The sequence below is a fragment of the Streptomyces sp. NBC_01224 genome (assembly GCF_036002945.1).
Classification (GTDB): Bacteria; Actinomycetota; Actinomycetes; order Streptomycetales; family Streptomycetaceae; genus Streptomyces.
The window spans coordinates 333413-351542 of the sequence record NZ_CP108530.1; the positions used below are offsets into that span (position 1 = coordinate 333413).

Consider the following 18130-nt stretch of genomic DNA (forward strand, 5'->3'; position numbering starts at 1 on the left):
TGTGGGGTAGGGTGTTGGTCAGGAGGTGTTCCATGTCCGAGTTGTTCGACGCGGTCGACGCGCTGCTCGCGTCCCGCGCCACGCTGCCGCCACCGGCGGAGCGCAAGCGGCTGCGTGCCGCGCACGGCCTGACGATTGACGAGGTGGCAGGCGCGCTGAAGGTGCGCCGGGCCACAGTCAGCGGGTGGGAGTCCGGTAAGACCGAGCCCCGCCCGCCGGAGCGCGACGCATACGCCCGGCTGCTGGACAAGCTCGCGGAGCTCTACCCCGCCCCGACCGACGTGGCTGCGCCCGTCCAGGACGCTGCGGTGCCGGCCACGTTCACTGCCGCGCCCGCCCCGGCCCCGGAAGCGCGGACTCTGTCCACAGGCCCGGCGCCCGGCGCTGCGGCCATGACTGCATCCGAGAACACCCAGACCAACCCTGCCCCCGTCGCCGCTGCTCCGGCGGCCGCGCCGCGTCCGGCGCGCACCACCAGGCCGACGTCGTCGACGTCGCGCCGCCCGGGCGCGAAGAAGGCGGCCCCGGCCGGAACCCCGGCGGGCGGCACCGACCCGCGCTTCGAGAACGGCCCGCTGGCGGTCGTCGATGTCGAGGACGGGAAGGTGCTGGCGTACTGCGTCGGCGGGCTGGTCCTGGACGTGCCCGCCAAGTCGCTGCCCACCTTGGTGGACTGGACGCTCAAGGAGGCGAAGCTCGGGCAGCCGAAGCTGTCCGGTCCGGGCAAGTCGGCCGACCCGCTGCTCGTGCTCACCGAGTCAGCATTGGAGCGCTACGGCCTGCCGGTCGCTCTCACGGAGGAGGAGCGTCTGTCCGGGCGGTTGCCGGAGGGCCACAAGGTCATCAAGCAGCTGGTGCGCGCGGAGTGGAAGCTGACGAAGCGTGGGTTCGGGCCGTGGGCGCGGATCTACCGCCCCGCCACCGGTTCGGAGCGGGCCTGCGTGCAGCTGTGCATCCCGTCCTGGCAGGCGCTGGACACCCGGCACTGGGGCGAGGCCGGGCAGCTTCCGCCGCCGGAACTCGCCCGGGTCCTGGGCGTGTACGCGTCCCGGGTGATGACGCCGCGCGGCTCCACCGCCGTGACCGGCCTGGAGCTGATGACCGCGCTGCACCCGCCGACCCGGGCCTCCGAGCCGGACGCCGACGGTAAGCGGCACTCCGAGCACAACCCCGGCTCGCTGGGGAAGGACCCGGTCGATTGCGCGCCGTGCGAGGCCCCGGACGGGCACCCGCTCCTCAAGGATCTGCCGCGCTTCCACGTCCGCGGCCCGTCGGAGAAGCTGTTCGAGGAGGCGTACGACTGGGCGCGGCCCCTCACCGACGCCGAATGCCTGCGCCGGAACCTGGTGGGCATCGACGTGAACATGGCCTTCGCCGCCGGAGCGAACGGGCTGATCGTAGGCCTCGGCGCGCCGACGCACGTCAAGCAGCCGGTGTTCGACCCGAAGCTCCCGGGAAGCTGGCTGGTGGACCTGTCGCACGTCGACCTGTCCCGGGTGAAGGTCGGCAAGGACAAGTGGGCGGAGCTGGAGGCCGGCCTGCTGCCGAGCCCGTTCACGCCGAAGGGCGAGCGCCCGGAGGGCCCGGCCTGGTACGCGACGCCCACCGTCGCCTACGCGGTGGAGCTCGGCTACGACGTCGCGCCGATCGAGGCGTACGTCCGGTACGACAACGGCCGCTACCTGGACGGCTGGTACAACCGGCTGCGCGACGCCTACCTCGCCACGATGGCCGACCTCGGTGTCGACGCGGACCTGTCACCGGCCGACTTCCTGGCGGCGATGGACGGCTACCGTGGCCGTGACCCGGAGCTGGCGATCGTGGTGTCCGCGATCAAGGCGACGGTGAAGGGCGGCCTGGGGAAGCTGCGCGAGCGCCCGCGGGGCGAGGGGTGGCGGCCCGGCGAGCCGTGGCGTGCGCTGTCCCGGCCGACGTGGCGGCCGGACATCCGCGCCGCGATCATCTCCCGCACGCGGATCAACATGCACCGCAAGATCGTCAAGCACGCCGCGTTCACCGGGCAGTACCCGGTCGCCATCCTTTCCGACTGCGCCGTGTACGCGACCGACGGCGAGAGCCCGCTGGACTTCCTGCCCTACCGGGAGGGCAAGCCGCTGCCCGGCGGCTTCAAGCTCGGGGTCAACCCCGGCCTGGTCAAGTGGGAGGGCACGCAGAGCGTGCTGTGGGGCGAAGGCGTGCGCGAGCAGTTCAACGCCCCGGAGCTCAACCTCGCCCGGTACATCAAGGACGGCACCGTCACCGACAAGGACAACGGAGAGTAGGTAGACCGCGATGAGCATGTTCGGGGACGGCCTGGACCAGGCGGTGCAGAAGGCATTCACCCGCCCGATCCCGAAGTCGGCCGGCGCGCAGATGCGGTACCTGGTCAAGCAGCTCAAGGGCACCAAGGCGGTCGCCCAGATGCTGCGGGTCTCTCAGCGGACCGTCGAGCGGTACGTGAAGGACCAGATCAAGAAGCCCCGCCGCGACCTCGCCGCCCGCATAGAGCGCGAGGTGAAGGCCAGGTGGCAGCCGCAGATCCGGGCGAAGGCCCGCGAGCAGGCGGCGAGCACCGGCGGCATCGTCATCGACACCCGCGCCCGCCTCGGCTACACCGCCCCGATCGGCTCCACCGACCAGGACCGGATCCGGCACCTCACGGTGGCGCTGCCGCCGCAGTACGCCGCCCGCCTCTTCGACGCCCAGGAGCGGGGCGCCACCGACCAGCAGCTGCGGGAGATCGCTGCCGAAGCGCTCAAGGAGGTGTACTTCCAGGACGGCGGCCGCCGCGCCGGCTCCCTGGAGGAAGTCCGCTTCACGGACATCGAGCACCTGGAGTTCGACCTGTAGCAGCCGCGCCCCGTACAGCCCGCGGGCCCGGACCAATTGGTCCGGGCCCGCTCGTGTTCCAACGACGCTGTACAACACGTCCTGTCTCCGTGTTGCCTTAACCCGTGAACGGGGCGCGACCGCGCCGCCTGGAAGGACGGACCCCTTGAACGACCTGACGGCCAAGCTCTCCCAGGAGCAGACGACGCTCCTGAGCACCATGGCGCAGCAGTACCTCATGGAAGACGTGTGGCCCGTCTGGTCCTTCACCGTCGCCACCCTGGACAACTACGGCCTCGACGCGGAGAAGCTGATCCGCTCTCTGCCCCGCGTCGGCTCCCGCGGCCACTTCGGGCCCTCCTACGGGCTCACCTCGCATAACGGTTCCTACATCGCCGATGACGACCGCCCGGCGCTCACCATCGCGGCCTGCCTGCACCTGCCCGAACTCGAGCCGTATGTGAGCGACCCCTTCCTGCGGGTCCTCCACACGTTGATCGGAATGCAGCGCAGCGCACCCATCTCGACGCAGGAAGCCACCAGGCCGCAGTTCACCCTCGCCGACATCGAGCGGGAAGTCCCAGGGCTGCCCAAGCGCTTCGTGGCCAGGCTCCCGGGCGTCCTGGCGCTGGAACCGGCGACATGGGGCGGTTCCAGTGGCGGCACCGCGGCGGAAGGCACCTGGTGGCGTGAGCTGCGCCGGGAGATCCGCCAGTACAAGGAGGCCAAGACCCTCCACGACTACGTCCAGACCACCACCCGCCTCATCACCGCCCAGGCGAGCGAAATCCCGGGCACTGCCCCCGTCATGCCGGCCCCGGCGACGAGCGCCGCCCCAGGCCCCTACGTCGACGAAGCTCTGATCGCCGCCCTGGAAGCCAAGGACACCACTCTCCAGCTCGACAAGCTGCTCGCCCTGGTGGGCGAGCTCAACGCCAACCACGCCGATCGGCACACCTACGCCTGCCAGATGCTGCTGCGCGCCATCCTCGACCATGTCCCGCCCGCCTTCGGGCACCGTACGTTCGAGCAGGTGGTAGCCAACGTGGCGTTCGGCCAGACCGACAAGGCATACATCAAGAAGCTCACCGCCTTCCGCAACAGCGGCGATGACGCCCTGCACCGACCGATGAGCACCAAGCCCAGCCTCCTCAACATGGACGACCTGCCGCCTCGCACGTACATCAACGTGCTGCTTCAAGCCGTGCTGGACAGCCTTCCTTCGGTTCCGCAGCCCACGGCCCACGTTGGCGGCGCGTGACCCGAGCGCATGGGTCCGGACCACCTGGTCCGGACCCCTGGCATGCTGCGCGTCCGACTGCGATGTGCCGGTTTGGTGTCAGTGGGTGGGTGTCAGTGACGGGGTGTCAGGTGGGGGTGTTTGTGCTGGTGGGGTGTTGAGGTCGGGGCGGGGTCACTGACGTGGGGTGGTGTCTGTTGCCGATGCCACTGTCGTGGGGCGGTACACCCCATCTCGTGTCGCTGTCACGGGAACGGTATTTCTGATCTTTTTGCGGGGCGGGTGGGTTCACGGTGGTCTTCTGTCGGGCGTGTGGCCGGGGGAGGACCGGGTGGGGGAGCGGGAGCTTGAGGGCTTGGTCTCGGTGTCGCGGCCGGTGTTGGTGGGGCGGTTGCTTCAGCTGGATGCGGCTGGTGGTGTGACGTCGGCGCATGTGCGGGCGGGGGCGCAGTTGGCGGGGGTGCATCCGCGGACGGTGTGGCGGTGGGTGGAGGCGGCGCGCAGTGAGGGCCGTGTGGAGCGTCGGAGGCGTTCCCGGTTCGAGTTGTCGGAGGAGGCGTGGGAGGTACTGGCGCAGGCGGGCGGCAATGTGTCTGTGTTCTACCGGCATTTGAAGGAGTGCGGGGACGGGGATGCGGGAGTGTCGCTGGCTTCGGTGTACCGAGCGGTTCAGCGTGAGCTGGCCTCGGGGCGGGTGTTGCCGGACCGTGCCGTGGTACGCCGGGCGCGGGCTGAGCGGGAGGCCCGGCAGGCTCTGGCAGACCTTGCCGTCGCGGGTGTGGGCACCGGCACGCCGTCTGCTTGTGCCGCGGCTGGTCCGGCTGAGCTGACGCCCGCAGGGCGGGAGGCCGCGCCGGCGGGGGACGTGCCGGGCGTGGTGGTGCCGATGGGGGCTCAGGCGGTGCGTACGGCGTCGGTGCGTGCGGTGGCCGAGGCGGTGGGGCAGGCGATGGCGGCCGGGGGCGCGGCGTGTGTGTTCGGGGATGCGGGGCGGGGCAAGACGGTGGCGCTGCGGATGGCGCTGTCGGATCCGCCGGTGGGCTGGGGCGTGTCGTGGGTGCGGGTGCCGGTGCGTCCGTCGGTGTCGGAACTGCGGCGGGCGGTGTTCGAGGCTCTGGTGTTGCCGGGCCGGTTTCCGCACCGTTCGGCCGAGGCCGATGAGCGGATCGTCGGCGCCCTGGACGAGGCTCGGGTGCTGGTGGTGGATGAGGCACAACGGTTGCCAGCGCCGTGTCTGGAGTATCTGCAGTCGTTGTGGGACCACCCGCAGGCCCGGGTGGCGCTGGTGCTGTGCGGGGCGGGTAGCGAGCGCGCGGTGGCGCGTGTGCCGCAGTTGGCGTCGCGGGTCTGCGCGTGGCAGGAGGTAGGGCGTCTCGCCGGGAGCGAGGTGGCTGCGACGGTGTCTGCCTTTCATCCGCTGTGGGCTGGCGTCGCGGGTGGGGAGGTGGCGTGGATCGACCAGTCCTGCACGCACGGTGTCTTCCGTACCTGGGCTGCCTTGACGACGCATCTGCAGAACGCGCTGCTTACCGTGCCGGATGCGACGGTGGACCGGGCGCTGCTGCGGCGTCTGTTCCGGCGTTTGAGCCCTCCGGTCTGAGCGAATGTGCGGACAGGAGGGGGAGATGGAAGACGGTGGTGCGGTCGGCGCCGGGCGGGGCGGGCTTCCGGAAGCGTCGCGTACCGCGCTGCGCGGTGTGGCGGTGCGTCGGCTGCTCGCTCTGCGGGTGCGGGGCGAGCTGAAGACCGGCCATGTCCGGGTGGCGGCGGATGCGCTGGGGGTGTCGGAGCGCACCGTGTGGCGGTGGCTGGCCGAAGCCGGCCGCGACGAACGGGCAGCTGACGAGCCCGGGGCACGGGCCCAGACCGGCACGAGGTTCACGATCACACCGGAGGTCCGCGCGCTGCTGGCGCTGTGGAAGGGCAATGTCGCCGCGGTGCAGCGTGAGCTCGCTGCCCGCGCGGCCGGGCGCCCAGTAGCTGATGTCGGTACACAGGCCGGGCCGCCGCCGGGTACAGCTCTGCCGCCGGATGTGCCGTCGTTGACGACGCTGCACCGGGCGATCCGTCGTGATCTGATGCCGGGGGAGCGGGCCGGGCTTGCGGGTGGGGAGCGGGCGGCGCGCAAGCATGATGTGTTCCTGGCCCGGCCGCGGGGCTGGCGCAACCAGGTGTGGGAGACCGACCACATGCAGGCGCCGGTGCTGGTCGATGTCGAGGGCAAGGCCCGCAGGCCGTGGATCACCTGGTTCACCGACTGCGCCACCAACGCGATCACCGGGGTGGCCGTCACGCCGGTGCATCCGTCGCGGGAGTCGGTGCTGGCCGCGCTGCGCTCTGCGGTCCTGCGGGAGGAGCCCTACGGTCCGTTCGGTGGTCTGCCGGAGAAGGTACGGGTGGACCGCGGCAAGGACTTCTTGTCCAGGACGGTGACCGCCGCGTTCGATCTCCTGGACGTGACGGTGGAGGACCTGCCCGCCTACACCCCCCACCTCAAGGGCACCGTGGAGGGCCTCAACCGGGCGGTGGAGAGCATGTTCCTGGCCGCGCTGCCCGGCTACGCCCGCCAGCCCCGCCCCGGCAAACGGGCTTCCCGCCCGAAGGACGAAGTGCTGCTCGGCTTCGAGGACTTCACCGCCCGGCTGCTGGCCTGGACGCTCTGGTGGAACACCGAGCACCGCCCGGCGCCGCTGCGGGGCAAGACTCCGCTTGAGGCGTGGCAGGACGATCCCACCCCGCTGCGGGACGTGCCCGCAACAGATCTGTGGACGTTCACCCTGGAGGACGCCGGCACTCGCACGCTGACCACCCGCGGCATCCGCTTCAGGAAACGCGACTACGTGGGGCCGTGGATGACCGGCCAGGCCGGGATCCAGGTCAGGGTCCGCTTCATGCCCCACCACGACCACCGCATCGAGGTCTACCACGCCGCCACTGGCCGCTACCTGGGTCCCGCGGACCTGGCCGACCAGGCCACCGACGAACAGATCAGCGCTGTACGAAGAGCGCGGGCCGCCCGCACCCGCCGCCTGAAGAAGGACCTGGAGGCCTCCCAACGCGAGCGCTACGCCGCCGTGAACCAGCCGGAGGCGCCTCGGCGGCTCGGCGCGCTGACCACCGCGCAGGCCGAGGCGGAACTTGCCCAGACTGCCGACACCGACCTCGCGCAGATCGCGCTGCCGGACCTCATCCCGCCCGCCGCGCCCCCGGCCGACTGGCGCACCCCAGCTTCCCTGGCCGCGCTGACCACGCCAGGCCTGCCCGTCCCGCTCCCGTCCGGCCGTGACTCCACCGCTACAGCCCCGGACGGCTCGGACGGACGGGCCGCACGTCCCACCACCGACGAAGACGGAGACGCCTCGTGACCGCGGCCACCTACCAGTACGTCGACCTGCCCGATGCGTCCGTGGTCACCACCCGCGCCCTGCTCACCGCCCGGGAGAACATCACCGACACCGTCGCCGCCCGCGCCATGATGTGCATCCACGGCGGCGCCGGCTTCGGCAAGACCCTCGCCGTCAACACCTGCCTGCGAAACCTCGAACCGCACGAGGACGTCCGCAAGATCACCTTCCGGGCCCGGCCCACCGCCCGAGCGGTGCGCTACGAACTGTTCACCGCGCTCGACCTGGCCGGGGAACCACCGCGCCACCCCAGCGAGTTCGACCGCCTGCTGAAAACCGCCCTGGCCGAGCGCCCCCGTACCTTCCTGGTGGATGAGGCCCAGTGGCTCAACGGGGAGGCGTGTGGATGACCGGGTTATTCGTGAGGTGAGGGTTGCTTTTCTGCAGCTGTCTCGTTGATGGATTCGGTGGCACAGAGGTTGTTCAGGTGCCGCCTTAACCAAGAGTCATTGCTGGTTGGTGGTGGAGTGTGGCGGGGAAGCCGTTTCTTCGGCTGGTCGAGGGCGGGCTCTGCGGCCCTGCTCCCGAGGCCGGGCAGGTACCCGATGTGTGGGCGTTCCAGACCCGCTGCGTGCAGGCATTCGCCTCGACATGGACAGCGAGAGGCTTCGCTCCCACCACGATCGGCTGCTACACGTCGCTGCTGCAACGGGTGCTGGACCACTATGACCGGCCGGTGTGGCAGATCGAGCCGGCCGATGTGGACGCGATGCTCCACTCCCTGGTGGTGGCGGGGCGGGCGGCGGGGACCAGACGCCAGTACCTGCAGATGCTCCGCACGTTCCACACCTTCATCCAGGCCCGCTACGCCACCGAGATCCGCACCCTGTACGGCACCCCAGTGGCCAACCCGCTGGACCGGTTCAACCGGCTGCGCCATGTCTTCGACGACACCCCGCGCATCCTGCCGCCCACCGCCGAGCGCCTCACCGCGTTTTTCGCCTTCGCCCGCCAGCGCCTGACCACCACGTCCGACTACCCGGCCGCGGCAAGGGACTACGCACTGCTGCGCACCCTCTACCACTCCGCTCCCAGAGTGAGCGAAGCCATTCGCTTCGACCAATGCGACGTCCATCCCGCACTCGGCCCGACAGGCAAACTCCACGTCCGATTCGGCAAGGCGGCCAACACCTCGGGGCCCCGCCCGAGATGGGCACCCATGCTCGACGGACTGGACCAGATCCTCGCCTGGTACCTGGGAGACGTACGCCCCTTCTTCCCCGACACCGCCCCGCTGTTCTGCGACGCCCACGGCCAGCCGCTGAAGCCGGACACCGTACGCGACCGCCTCTGCCACCTCCTGGACCTGGAAGGCCGCCCCGCAGACGACCGGTTCACCCCGCACGATCTGCGCCGGGCCTGCGCGACCCACACTACGAGAAGGGCATGGACCTGCTCACCGTCCAGCAGCTCCTCGGTCACTGGCACATCGCCTCGACGATGGCCTACGTGCGGCCCTCGCTCACCTTCGTCGAAGACGCCTGGCGCCGCGCCACGTCGACCGCCGTCACTAACCTGGCCAGCTGACCCCAGGGCAGGACACCCATGACCACACCACCCCCTCTGCACGCCGTCGAGCCCATGCCCCCGCCACCGCAGGTGGAGTGGAGACTTCGGATGACCGCGGCACAGCGCGGTATCTGGACCGGCACCGAACTGCGCCGCCTGCTCGCCGAGCGGGCCGGTCTCGAGCTGTCTGCGGCATCGGTGTCCGCCCTGTTCACCAAACAGCCCTCCCAGGTGAAGCTCTCTACCCTGGCCGCCCTGTGCGCCGCCCTGGACTGCACCCCAGGCGACCTGCTTACCGTCGGCGAGCCCGCCATACCCCCACCACCTGGACCACGCACCACCCCACCACCTCGACAGCAGCCCGTGCCCAGCCACCGATCCCTGCCACCGCTGTGACCGCACCCCGCCCCGCACACCCCGCGACGGACCCGCCCACGACCACCCGTGCCACACCCTCTCGTGTCAAAGACAACTGCCCGGCCTGCCACCGACTGCGCTGGCTGCACCCCGACACCGGCCGCTGCCCCTGGTGCTCACGCACCTGCACGCTCTGCGGCGCACCACGGCGCTCCGCCCAGGACCTGTGCGCGGCATGCCGACGCCGATCCGCCGGAGAACGAGCTCGGGGCCCCTGCCAGCACTGCGGACGCCGACGTGCCCTCGACGCGGCGACCCAGCGCTGCCGAGCTTGTACCGATCCCACTGCCGCCCCGCCCCCAGCCCACTGCGAGCAATGCGGAACCAGCGGCCGGTGGGCCAAAGGCCTCTGCAAGCGCTGCTACGAGCATTCACCCCACACAGTCCTGACCCGCGCGGCGGGCTGGGCCAAGCGCATGCCCGCCCCGCCCTCCTGGTGGAGCGACCTCGCCGTACACCTCGCAGCGCACCGACACCCGATCTACGCGGCCGACCTCATCGCCACCACCGCGCGCCTGCTCCTCCACGCCGAGTCCTGCGACCCCTGCAGCCTCCTCGCCCGCGCTAAAAGCGATGCCCCCGAACTCGTCGGAGCGCTCACCGACTTCTTCCGCACCCACGGCCACCTCGACCCACCACCACGCCGCTCCGACAGACGAGCAACAGAACGCCGAGCCCGCCGCATCGAGGCCACACCCACCCCTCTGCGCCCCCAGGCCAAGAAGTTCGCCGCCTTCCTCCTGCGACAGCGCGAGCAAGCCGAACAACTGGGACTACGCCCCAACCAGCTGAAAACCATCGAGATCCGACTTACTGCCGTCCGCGACCTGGCCCTCCACCTCCACACCGAGGGCCACACGAACTGGGCCAGTGTCACCACCGCCCATCTGGAATCCTTCCTGGCCCTCAACCCGGCCCTCCGCGCATCCCGACTCGCGGGACTGCGCCAGTTCTTCGCGTACGCCCACTACTCCAAAGCCATCCTCCACAACCCCACCGACCCCATAAATGCCGTACAGCACAGGGGATTCAAAGGTCCCACCCTCACCCTGACCCAGCAGCGCACCCTGTACCAGCGGTGGACCACCCACCACGACATACACCCGCACGAGGCATTCATCGGCCTCGCCGCCCTGCTCCACGCAGCAACCATCACCGAGCTGCGCCAGCTCTCTGACACCGGGATCAACCCCCATCACCACAGCGTCCACTTCCCCGGCAGATCCCTGGCCATCCCGCTCGACGACGCGACCTGGACCGCACTCCAACGCTGCCAAGAACACCGACACCAACTGGGCTCGGACAACCCCCACCTGCTCGTCACTCGGCTCACCCGCACCCACCACGGCCCCGCCGGCGCCGCTCACATCCGCGACACCCTCGCCCCTACTGGCCTCCGGCCCCGCATCCTGCGCTCTACTCGCCTGCTCACCCTCGCCGATGAACTCGACGCCAAGACCCTCACCACCTCACTGGGGATGTCCTACGCAGGAGTCGCCCACTACCGGCCCAGCCCGAACCTCACCAAACCAATATGACGGTCCGAGCCCGGCGAACCGCTTGAGCTGCTCCTCGCAATGTCTATGTCCACCCAGGCATGGTGCCTTAGCGGTCTCTGGATCACCCCACGCCGTAAAGGGCTGCCTCCCGGCACACGGCAGGCAACCCTCCGCCGGAACTCATGCCCAGTCCACGCTCAGCTTCCGTAGTGCGTCGCGCTGTTCCGCGCTGAGTTTGTCCCGCCGCGACTTCGCCGTCCATCACTGTGGTCCTGGACCCCGGCGACGACGCGATTCACACGCACACTGCTCTGGCCGCCCACCATCCGCCGTCCGGCCGGATCACCCTGCACCCCGGCCCGGGCACCACCAGCGAGACCGGCCTCGCCCACGACCTTCTCGCCGCCCTGGGCAAACCGCCCCTGCTCCCGGGCCGCTTCCTTGCCGGCCGTCAGCCCGCCTGGCAAGCAGCTACCGCCTGGATGACCGCCCTGCCCATTACCCGGCTGACCGTCCTGCGCGCCCACCGCCTCACCGCCCGCCGCACGACGCGCCTCCTGCAGCTACAGGCCCTCACCGGTATCCACCTGACCCTGGTCTGCCACCGCCCACACCTCCCCGCCGCTCTCCACCAGGCCCTGCAGACGGCCGACTACTCCCTCACCGCCGACTTCGAGGCTGCCCACCGCCACTACTACGGCACGCCTGTCACCGAACCCCCGCCCGCAGACGAGCCCGCCGGGCCAGTCGGCCGGTGGCTCAACCTGCCCGCACTGGACCGCCTCGTCTCCTACGACAGCCCCCGCCCCTGCGCCGACCCGTGCACGCCACCGTCGATCGCCTGGCGGCACCGCCCACCGCCCGCGCCTCTCACCGCGCCCACCGCCCGGCGCGTCGCCCACCGGCTGCACGCGGCGACCGCACATCCTCGCCTGGCCGCGGCCGTCGCTGCCGCACTGTTCACCGGCGCCTCCCTCCAGCAACTCGCCACCGCCCGCCCCCGCGACTACGACGACGCCGCGGCCATGCTCGCCCTGCACGACCGCGCCCGCTACACCGACGGCTGCGCCGCCTACCCCGTACCGCCCTGGGCCGGCGGCTTCCTGCGGGCCGCGGCCTGCTTCACCCGCCTCGCCTCCGGCGAGGAGCAGGAATTGCTTGCCGCGCCAGGGGACCGTGGGCACCTGCTGCGCGTGGCGGAGACGGCCAGGCTGCGCCCGCCCCAGCCGCTCGCGGCTCGCCGCAAAGGCCCGGTCGGCCGTGTGGAGTGGGACTGGCGCGAGCGGCAGGAAGCCGAGAGGTACGAAGCGGTACCGGCCAGCCGCGCCAGGTCCCCACGACGCTGAACACCCTGACGTTGTTACGCGACGGGCCAGGCTCAGCCGATCGAGAAGTCGGCGAACTCGAGGTCGCTGAAGGCGATGTGCAGGCCGTGGGCGCGGTGGCCCCCGTCGCGGAAGTAGGCGTGCCCCAGCGCGCGAGCGAGGATCACCATCTGCTGCTGCTCGCCTGCGCCGGCATCCCGGGCGGCGAAGAGTTCCCGGGCGACCTCTCCAGGCAGGTACTGGGTGATCCACCGCACCCGCGGGTCGTCCGAGGAGCCTGCAGGAGCCGCGAACCCGAATCGCGCCCTGGTGTGGAAGACGAAGCCCTCCGCCTCGGCCTGGGCACGCCGACGGGCCCGTATTCGGGGCTGCCACCGAGCCAGGACCGCTTCCTCGATCGCCTGGGCATGCTGCGCACCTGGCGGACGACGTGTTCCGGGCTTCTTTGTCACCCACCGCTGCACGGTGCGCTGTGAAACGCCCAGGAGGCGTGCCACCTTCTTCGTGGAGCCCTTCTCGGCCCTCATGAGGAAACGCAGTGCCGAGGCGCCTGTAGGTACCGGGCGCGTCAGCAGCGCTCGCTCAATTCCGTCGCTGATCTCCCCCACGACTCTCCCCGGCGCTTGACCCCTATGGCTGTCTGCGCTGCCATACCTCTCACAGACGCGGCCTCCCACGATCGAGATCCGCCGTACAGGGCACACGATGGGCAAACCTGGGCTACAGACGCAGAACGGGAGACAGGGACGGTGACGGACCGAGGGCAGAGCGCCCCGGTTCGACCCGCCGATTGCCAGTGCTGCGTGGGCGTCTTTGGGTACGCAACAGGGCAACGAGCAAAGTGCTGAGGTGCATGCCATGGCTGTGCGTGCACCCACTGCGCGAGTGCCGTCAGCCCGCACTGGAACGCCTGCTGCGCCTTGCTCGGGGAGGAGCCGCGCCCAGGTGTCCGGGCTTCTGCTGCTCCAGTCACAGTCCGATGTCGTCGCCGTCCATGAGGACGCCGGGTGTGATGCCGGGCAGCTGGCCGTCGGCATCGGCCAGGTCGGCGAGGACGCGGTGGTGGCGTTGCCAGTCCAGTGGCCAGGGGCAGTTCCAGTCCGGGTCGTTCGCGGTGAGCTGCGCCGCGCGCTGCGCCGCCCGCTCCGGGTCCTGTGCTGCCCACTTCAATCCGAGGTCGACGAGGGGCCTTGACCCTGGAATCCTGCTGATGCCGCTACGCCGCTGCGCCTCCGAGGATCCTCAGTGAGTACCTCTCGTATGCGCGGTGCAGAACCATCCTCACCGGGCCCGAGACCAACACTCCGCTGACAACGTACTCCTTTTCGATTCCCGTCTTGGTCACCTGCTTCTCGTACAGGGAGTCGGTCTCCTTCTTCGCCCGGTCGAGCCACGAGGACGCCTTGTCATGGTCGATTCCGGCGACGTCGAGACCTGTGCAGGAAGCCAGGAACTCGAAATCGCCTGGTTCCTTCGTACCCGCGCGGCACAGCAGGGAGGACATGTTCTTGTGATCGGCGTAGCCGGCCGACACGGTCATCCCGTTCTTGCCGCGCCCGTGAACGTACGTCCTCATTTTCCCGTTGGGCATCTCCTGCTCGATGGGCTTTTCGAGTCGGATCTTCCAGTCCTTCGCCAGTCCGGTGAGGAAATCGTTCCCGGTGTATCCCGTGGCCATCGTCCTGCCCGGGCTAAGCGTGGCCTGTTTGTCGCTGGTCACCGCATGCTTGGGCAGATCGGAGGCCTGCGGCAGGGTCTGTGTTGCGGACGGCTCGGGACGAGGTGCCACTGTCCTCGGCGCTTGTGGCGATGCCACGCCGGGGCTGTCCTGGCCACAGGAGGCGGTTCCCACCGCGCCGGCGACGAGAGTTATCAGTACGACGGGAACGCGGAGGGCGGCCCGTGTCCCGAGCCACTGTCCACCCGAACGCGCCCTCTGGATCTGGGGTATCACCGAGAGCCCACTCCTGCCGGGAACTTGAAGCCGTCCTGGACGACAGCCGCCAGCATTCCGGATACGGCCATGATTCTCTTGCGTACTTCTCTCATGTGCACATGCTCTCCGAGGGTGATGTCTGCCGATGCGGAAGCGACTTGCTATTGAAACCAGCACCGGACGCTACACGGCCCACTCCACCCCGAGCTTGCGTAGTGCGTCGAGTTGTTCGGCGGTGAGCTTGTCCCGCCTGGACTTGGTGTTGCTGTACCAGATGCCGAGCTTGGTCTCGGTTCCGTCGGGCAAGGTCTCCACCGCCTTCCGGGGTACCGGTCGGCCCACGCCTTCCCGTTCGACCCATTGCGCGAGTGCCGTCAGGCCTCGCTGGAACGCCTGCTGTGCCTTGCTCGGGCCCTTCGCCGTACGCGGGGCAGCCTGGGCGGCAGGCGCCGCCTCAGCGGGCTGGACGCCCAGCGCGGTCAGCCGCTCCTGCTGCTCGGGGAGGAGCTTCGCCCAGGTGACCGGCTGCTTCTGCTGCTCCAGCCACTTGCCGATGTCATCGCCGTCCATCAGCACGCCAGGCTGGATCTCGGGCAGCACGCCATCGGCGTCGACCAGGTCCGCGAGCACCCGGTAGTGCCGCTGCCAGTCCAGTGGCCAGGGGCAGTCCCAGTCCGGGTCGATCGCGGTGAGCTGCGCCGCGCGTTCCGCCGCCCGCTCCGGGTCCTTGCCCAGGCCGTTCTTCTGGCCCTTCCGGCGGAGGTTGGCCATGTGCTGGCCGACGGGCGTCATCGCCTCGCCCTCGCCCCATACCGCGTCTTGCCGGGGTGCGAGGTGTCCGGTGGCCCGCTGGTAGGAGCGGAGCGCGGCGAGTTTGTTCTCCCAGGCTTCTTCGCCGGGCTCCCAGACCATCCCGGCTTCGGGTGCGTCCAGCAGGGTCTTGCGCCGCGCTTCCAGCTCCCCGGCCCGCAGTGCTTTCCGCTGCTGGTGCACCCACCTCCCAAGGGGGAAGTCCTTCGTGACGCCCACCTCGACCTCAACGTCGTAGGGCACGGCATAGAGGCCGGTGATCTCGTTCTCGGCTCGCCAGCGGAGGAGGGCCTGGTAGCCCTCGAGCCAGACCAGGCTCTCGGGCCGGTAGACCCGGGTGCGCAGGAATGCGGCGATGGTCGCGGCGTCACGAGGGGTGGAGAAGTGGAGTAGGGCGGACTCGGCGGCGGCGTGGGTGTCGTCCTGCTCCTGGTCCTCGCTGTGGTCCTGGCCGCTGGCTCCGACGATCCGTCCGTCCTCGTCGCGCTGGACGTGGACCTTGCGCTTGCCGCTGGTGAGGGCGCGGGAGGCGAGCTGTTCGACCAGGCGCTCATCGTGACTGCGCAGGCCCTGGAGAACCGCCACAAGGGGCCGGAACGAGGCGCTGGCGACCATGTCGGTCGGGTCTTCGCCGGGCTCCAGGAACACCGGCACGATGATCCGGGCCACCTTCGTGCTGCCATCCTTGTTGAGCCGCAGCGCCCGGCCGATGTTCTGCACGATCTCGACCTGGGAACCGCGGGTGTCCGCGAAGCAGACAGCCTCCACACCTCGCTCACCGGTGATGTCGACGCCTTCCCCGAGCACGCGAACGCTCGCGAGGAACGCGCGGTGGACCCGGCGGCTGGCGGCGTCGATGCCGCCTGCGAACTGGCGCAGCACCTCGCGCCGCTCGCTGACGAGGTGGTCGCCGCACAGCCACGCCGACCAGACGCGGTCCGGGGGTACGTGGCGGCCGGCCTCGAGTTCGTAGAACTCCGCGTCGATGGAGGACTTCGGCAGCTTGTCCGCGGCGGCCAGGTCCTCGTCGGATGCGTCGTTGACGTACAGCTCGGCAGCGGTCCGAGGCAGCTTCTCCGCGAACGCGGCGGCTTCCTCCACCTTCTGGTGAAACGTCATGACCGTGCGGAGGTTGTACGCGGCGGCGTGCTCCAGGAGCGCGGTCTGCAGGAGGGCCAGGCGCCGGCCGCGCCGCGCCTCTTCGGACTCCCCGATCACGGGGGAGGGGTCGCGGATCTCCAGCACGTCGATCTCGAACCCGGCGAGGATCTCGCGCTCGATCGCCTCGCTCAGACCGAGTTCTGCGAGCCACGCGCCGTACGTGCCGTCCGGGTCGTCGGCCATGGTCGCAATCTCCACCTCCTGGCCGTCCGCGCCCTTCTGCGGCCGGGCCGCGGCGAGGATGCGCGGCGTGGCGGTCAGGTAGAGCCGGAAGGCCGCCGGGATACGGGCGTTGTCATGGATCGCCGCCCACGGACGACCAAGATCACCAGCGGTGCCGTGTGCCTCATCCACGATCGCGAGGTCGAAGCCCGCCATCTGCTGGCCATAGAGCCGCTCTCCGCCCGCCAGAGCGGCCTCCAACGGCCCACGAACCTTCCCCTGGCCCATCGGTGCGTCGATGTCCTCGCGGTCCACCAGGGAGGCGTACGTGGCGAACACGACGACCGGCCCGGACCCGGCCCACAGGGCCAGTTGGATCGGGTTGGTGGTGGTGCGCACCCCCAGCGAGTTGAGGACCGCATCGTTCTCCAGCGAGCACACCGCGACCATCGGGGCCCGGTGGCCCACCAGGCGCCACGCTTGGGCGGTCTGCACGAGCAGGTCCAAGGTTGGCACGGTCACCAGGATCCGGCCGCCCGGGAAGCAGTCCAGCGCGCACGCGGCGGCCGTGATCGTCTTGCCCGAGCCGGTCGCTGACACGATCGTGCCCCGGCCACCCTGCGGGGGCACAGATGACCTTGCAGGAAAACCAACCCACCTCCGGAATTTTTCCTTCTGATCTACCTGATGCTCTCGAAGCTGAAAATAACCCTTCACTCTGCTCGCTCTCTCATCTCGCCTGTTCAACCGTCGCCGTAAAATAAATTCTCACCAACCGTGCTCAGGAGGGCCGATGACGTCCTTTCCGATCATGCGAGCAAGGTGACGTGCTCTGTCTTCATCACCGGGATAGACGTGGACGTAGACCGTATGTCCCGCCACTGGTTCATGGTTGGCATCGATGTTGAAGCAGGCCTGAACGCCTGTGCGTGCGTACTCAGGTCCTAGGCCGAGCTCCGGTATGGCCGGCCACCTGAGAGCCATCCACGCGAGCTGCCCCCACACCGCAGGGCGCAGCACCTCTACGGCCCTGGAGAGAACGTCCCCCTCCAAGACTTCCTCCGCATCAAGCTGCATGGGCAGCAGTCCAGTCAACACCGCGGCGTCATCAGACAGGTCGGCACCCCGAAAGTTAGAACGACGGTGGGAGAACCACGCATCCGGAAAGAGGTTACGAGCCTTCAGCACATCATCGACATCGCCCAGCTCTGCATCGAGGTATCCAGTCTCGCCTTCATAACCCTCTCCGCACCGGACAAGATCGAAAGCCACAGAAATAATGCTTGCTGCGTCAAAGGTTCGGTAGATCGGATAAGCCTGCGCGTTGCCCATCAGTGGTCCCCAAGCCATCAGTATGTCACTCGTTTCTGCCAACGGTACATGCTGAATCAAACTTGATGCACCCACTACACTGGAACCCGATACGGACGAGCGACCCCCCACCCCTTGTAGCCAGCCAAGCCCGCGTAGCGGGCTTCAGGTCCTGGAGGCGTAGCCGGAAGAACCAGGGTGGGGGAGCGCAGCGGACACACCATCAGACGGATGCGAAGTATCCGTCAACTCCCTTACAAGAGTTCCGATCACTCGCGCCTGACATCCCGCCAGACAGGGCCCCGCACAGCGGGGCCCACCGGCCCGCAACGCGGGCCGGCCCCCCAACTCCAGGAGCGAAGCGGAGGGAGTTGGCCCGGCTCTGCCGGGCACACTGCGCGAAGCGCAGACTCCGTGAAACGGAGTCAACTCTGGTGCGCAGCACCAGAGTCCGCACCCGCGGAGCGGGTGCGCAACCACCGCGCAAAGCGCGGTGGTTCGCTTGCACATCGCGCAGCGATGTGGTA

General features: G+C 69.6%; 15 protein-coding genes. 10 read left to right on the plus strand and 5 right to left on the minus strand.

Features of this window, described 5'->3' with window-relative positions; translation table 11 throughout:
* The first annotated feature begins 32 nt into the window (after nt 1-32).
* The 10 genes from tap (at nt 33) to OG609_RS45865 (ending at nt 12244) form a co-directional block, all read left to right on the plus strand.
* Nucleotides 33-2282 carry a telomere-associated protein Tap gene (gene tap, locus OG609_RS45820; RefSeq protein WP_327278654.1) on the plus strand — a complete coding sequence of 750 codons (2250 nt, stop codon included), beginning with the start codon at nt 33-35 and terminating at the stop codon, nt 2280-2282.
* A gap of 10 nt (nt 2283-2292) precedes the next feature.
* Nucleotides 2293-2850: a telomere-protecting terminal protein Tpg gene (gene tpg / locus OG609_RS45825; protein ID WP_327278655.1), complete on the plus strand. Its 558-nt coding sequence runs from the start codon at nt 2293-2295 to the stop codon at nt 2848-2850.
* A 145-nt stretch (nt 2851-2995) separates the two neighbouring features.
* On the plus strand, nt 2996-4090 hold the full coding sequence (locus OG609_RS45830) for a hypothetical protein (RefSeq protein WP_327278656.1): 1095 nt from the start codon (nt 2996-2998) through the stop codon (nt 4088-4090).
* A gap of 310 nt (nt 4091-4400) precedes the next feature.
* The gene (locus OG609_RS45835) at nt 4401-5669 is read left to right on the plus strand and encodes an ATP-binding protein (protein WP_327270837.1); all 1269 of its coding nucleotides are present in this window, start codon (nt 4401-4403) and stop codon (nt 5667-5669) included.
* 103 nt (nt 5670-5772) lie between these two features.
* On the plus strand, nt 5773-7434 hold the full coding sequence (locus OG609_RS45840; protein ID WP_442818052.1) for a transposase: 1662 nt from the start codon (nt 5773-5775) through the stop codon (nt 7432-7434).
* Nucleotides 7431-7823, plus strand: a complete 393-nt coding sequence (locus OG609_RS45845) for an ATP-binding protein (RefSeq protein WP_327270835.1) — start codon at nt 7431-7433, stop codon at nt 7821-7823. The genes OG609_RS45840 and OG609_RS45845 overlap by 4 nt, the downstream gene beginning before the upstream one ends.
* 119 nt (nt 7824-7942) lie before the next feature.
* On the plus strand, nt 7943-9022 hold the full coding sequence (locus tag OG609_RS45850) for a tyrosine-type recombinase/integrase (RefSeq protein ID WP_327270834.1): 1080 nt from the start codon (nt 7943-7945) through the stop codon (nt 9020-9022).
* A complete protein-coding gene (locus tag OG609_RS45855) occupies nt 9019-9378 on the plus strand; it encodes a helix-turn-helix domain-containing protein (RefSeq protein WP_327270833.1) in 360 nt (119 codons plus the stop codon). Before OG609_RS45850 ends, OG609_RS45855 begins: the two co-directional genes overlap by 4 nt.
* 437 nt (nt 9379-9815) lie before the next feature.
* The gene (locus OG609_RS45860; protein ID WP_327270832.1) at nt 9816-10937 is read left to right on the plus strand and encodes an integrase; all 1122 of its coding nucleotides are present in this window, start codon (nt 9816-9818) and stop codon (nt 10935-10937) included.
* Between the two features lie 227 nt (nt 10938-11164).
* Complete coding sequence (locus OG609_RS45865) at nt 11165-12244, plus strand: hypothetical protein (RefSeq protein ID WP_327270831.1); 1080 nt, start codon at nt 11165-11167, stop codon at nt 12242-12244.
* A 32-nt stretch (nt 12245-12276) separates the two neighbouring features.
* Here the strand turns inward: OG609_RS45865 and tpg (OG609_RS45870) are convergent, their stop codons facing one another.
* From tpg (OG609_RS45870) to OG609_RS45890, 5 genes are all read right to left on the minus strand, one after another.
* Nucleotides 12277-12831: a telomere-protecting terminal protein Tpg gene (tpg, locus tag OG609_RS45870; protein ID WP_442817921.1), complete on the minus strand. Its 555-nt coding sequence runs from the start codon at nt 12829-12831 to the stop codon at nt 12277-12279.
* A 361-nt stretch (nt 12832-13192) separates the two neighbouring features.
* Nucleotides 13193-13393, minus strand: coding sequence for a hypothetical protein (locus OG609_RS45875; RefSeq protein ID WP_442817920.1), 201 nt, complete (start codon nt 13391-13393; stop codon nt 13193-13195).
* A 46-nt stretch (nt 13394-13439) separates the two neighbouring features.
* A complete protein-coding gene (locus tag OG609_RS45880) occupies nt 13440-13943 on the minus strand; it encodes a hypothetical protein (protein WP_327270829.1) in 504 nt (167 codons plus the stop codon).
* A 399-nt stretch (nt 13944-14342) separates the two neighbouring features.
* The gene (locus OG609_RS45885) at nt 14343-17009 is read right to left on the minus strand and encodes a DEAD/DEAH box helicase (RefSeq protein ID WP_327270828.1); all 2667 of its coding nucleotides are present in this window, start codon (nt 17007-17009) and stop codon (nt 14343-14345) included.
* Nucleotides 17010-17060: 51 nt separating this feature from the next.
* Nucleotides 17061-17624, minus strand: coding sequence for a hypothetical protein (locus OG609_RS45890; RefSeq protein WP_327270827.1), 564 nt, complete (start codon nt 17622-17624; stop codon nt 17061-17063).
* Nucleotides 17625-18130 lie beyond the last annotated feature (506 nt).

What these genes read in the sequence shown, in the direction of transcription:
- tap (WP_327278654.1), top strand. Translation starts at nt 33, where the DNA reads ATGTCCGAGTTGTTCGACGCGGTCGACGCGCTGCTCGCGTCCCGCGCC.
- tpg (WP_327278655.1), top strand. Translation starts at nt 2,293, where the DNA reads ATGAGCATGTTCGGGGACGGCCTGGACCAGGCGGTGCAGAAGGCATTC.
- OG609_RS45855 (WP_327270833.1), top strand. Translation starts at nt 9,019, where the DNA reads ATGACCACACCACCCCCTCTGCACGCCGTCGAGCCCATGCCCCCGCCA.
- OG609_RS45860 (WP_327270832.1), top strand. Translation starts at nt 9,816, where the DNA reads ATGCCCGCCCCGCCCTCCTGGTGGAGCGACCTCGCCGTACACCTCGCA.
- OG609_RS45890 (WP_327270827.1), bottom strand. Translation starts at nt 17,624, where the DNA reads ATGGGCAACGCGCAGGCTTATCCGATCTACCGAACCTTTGACGCAGCA.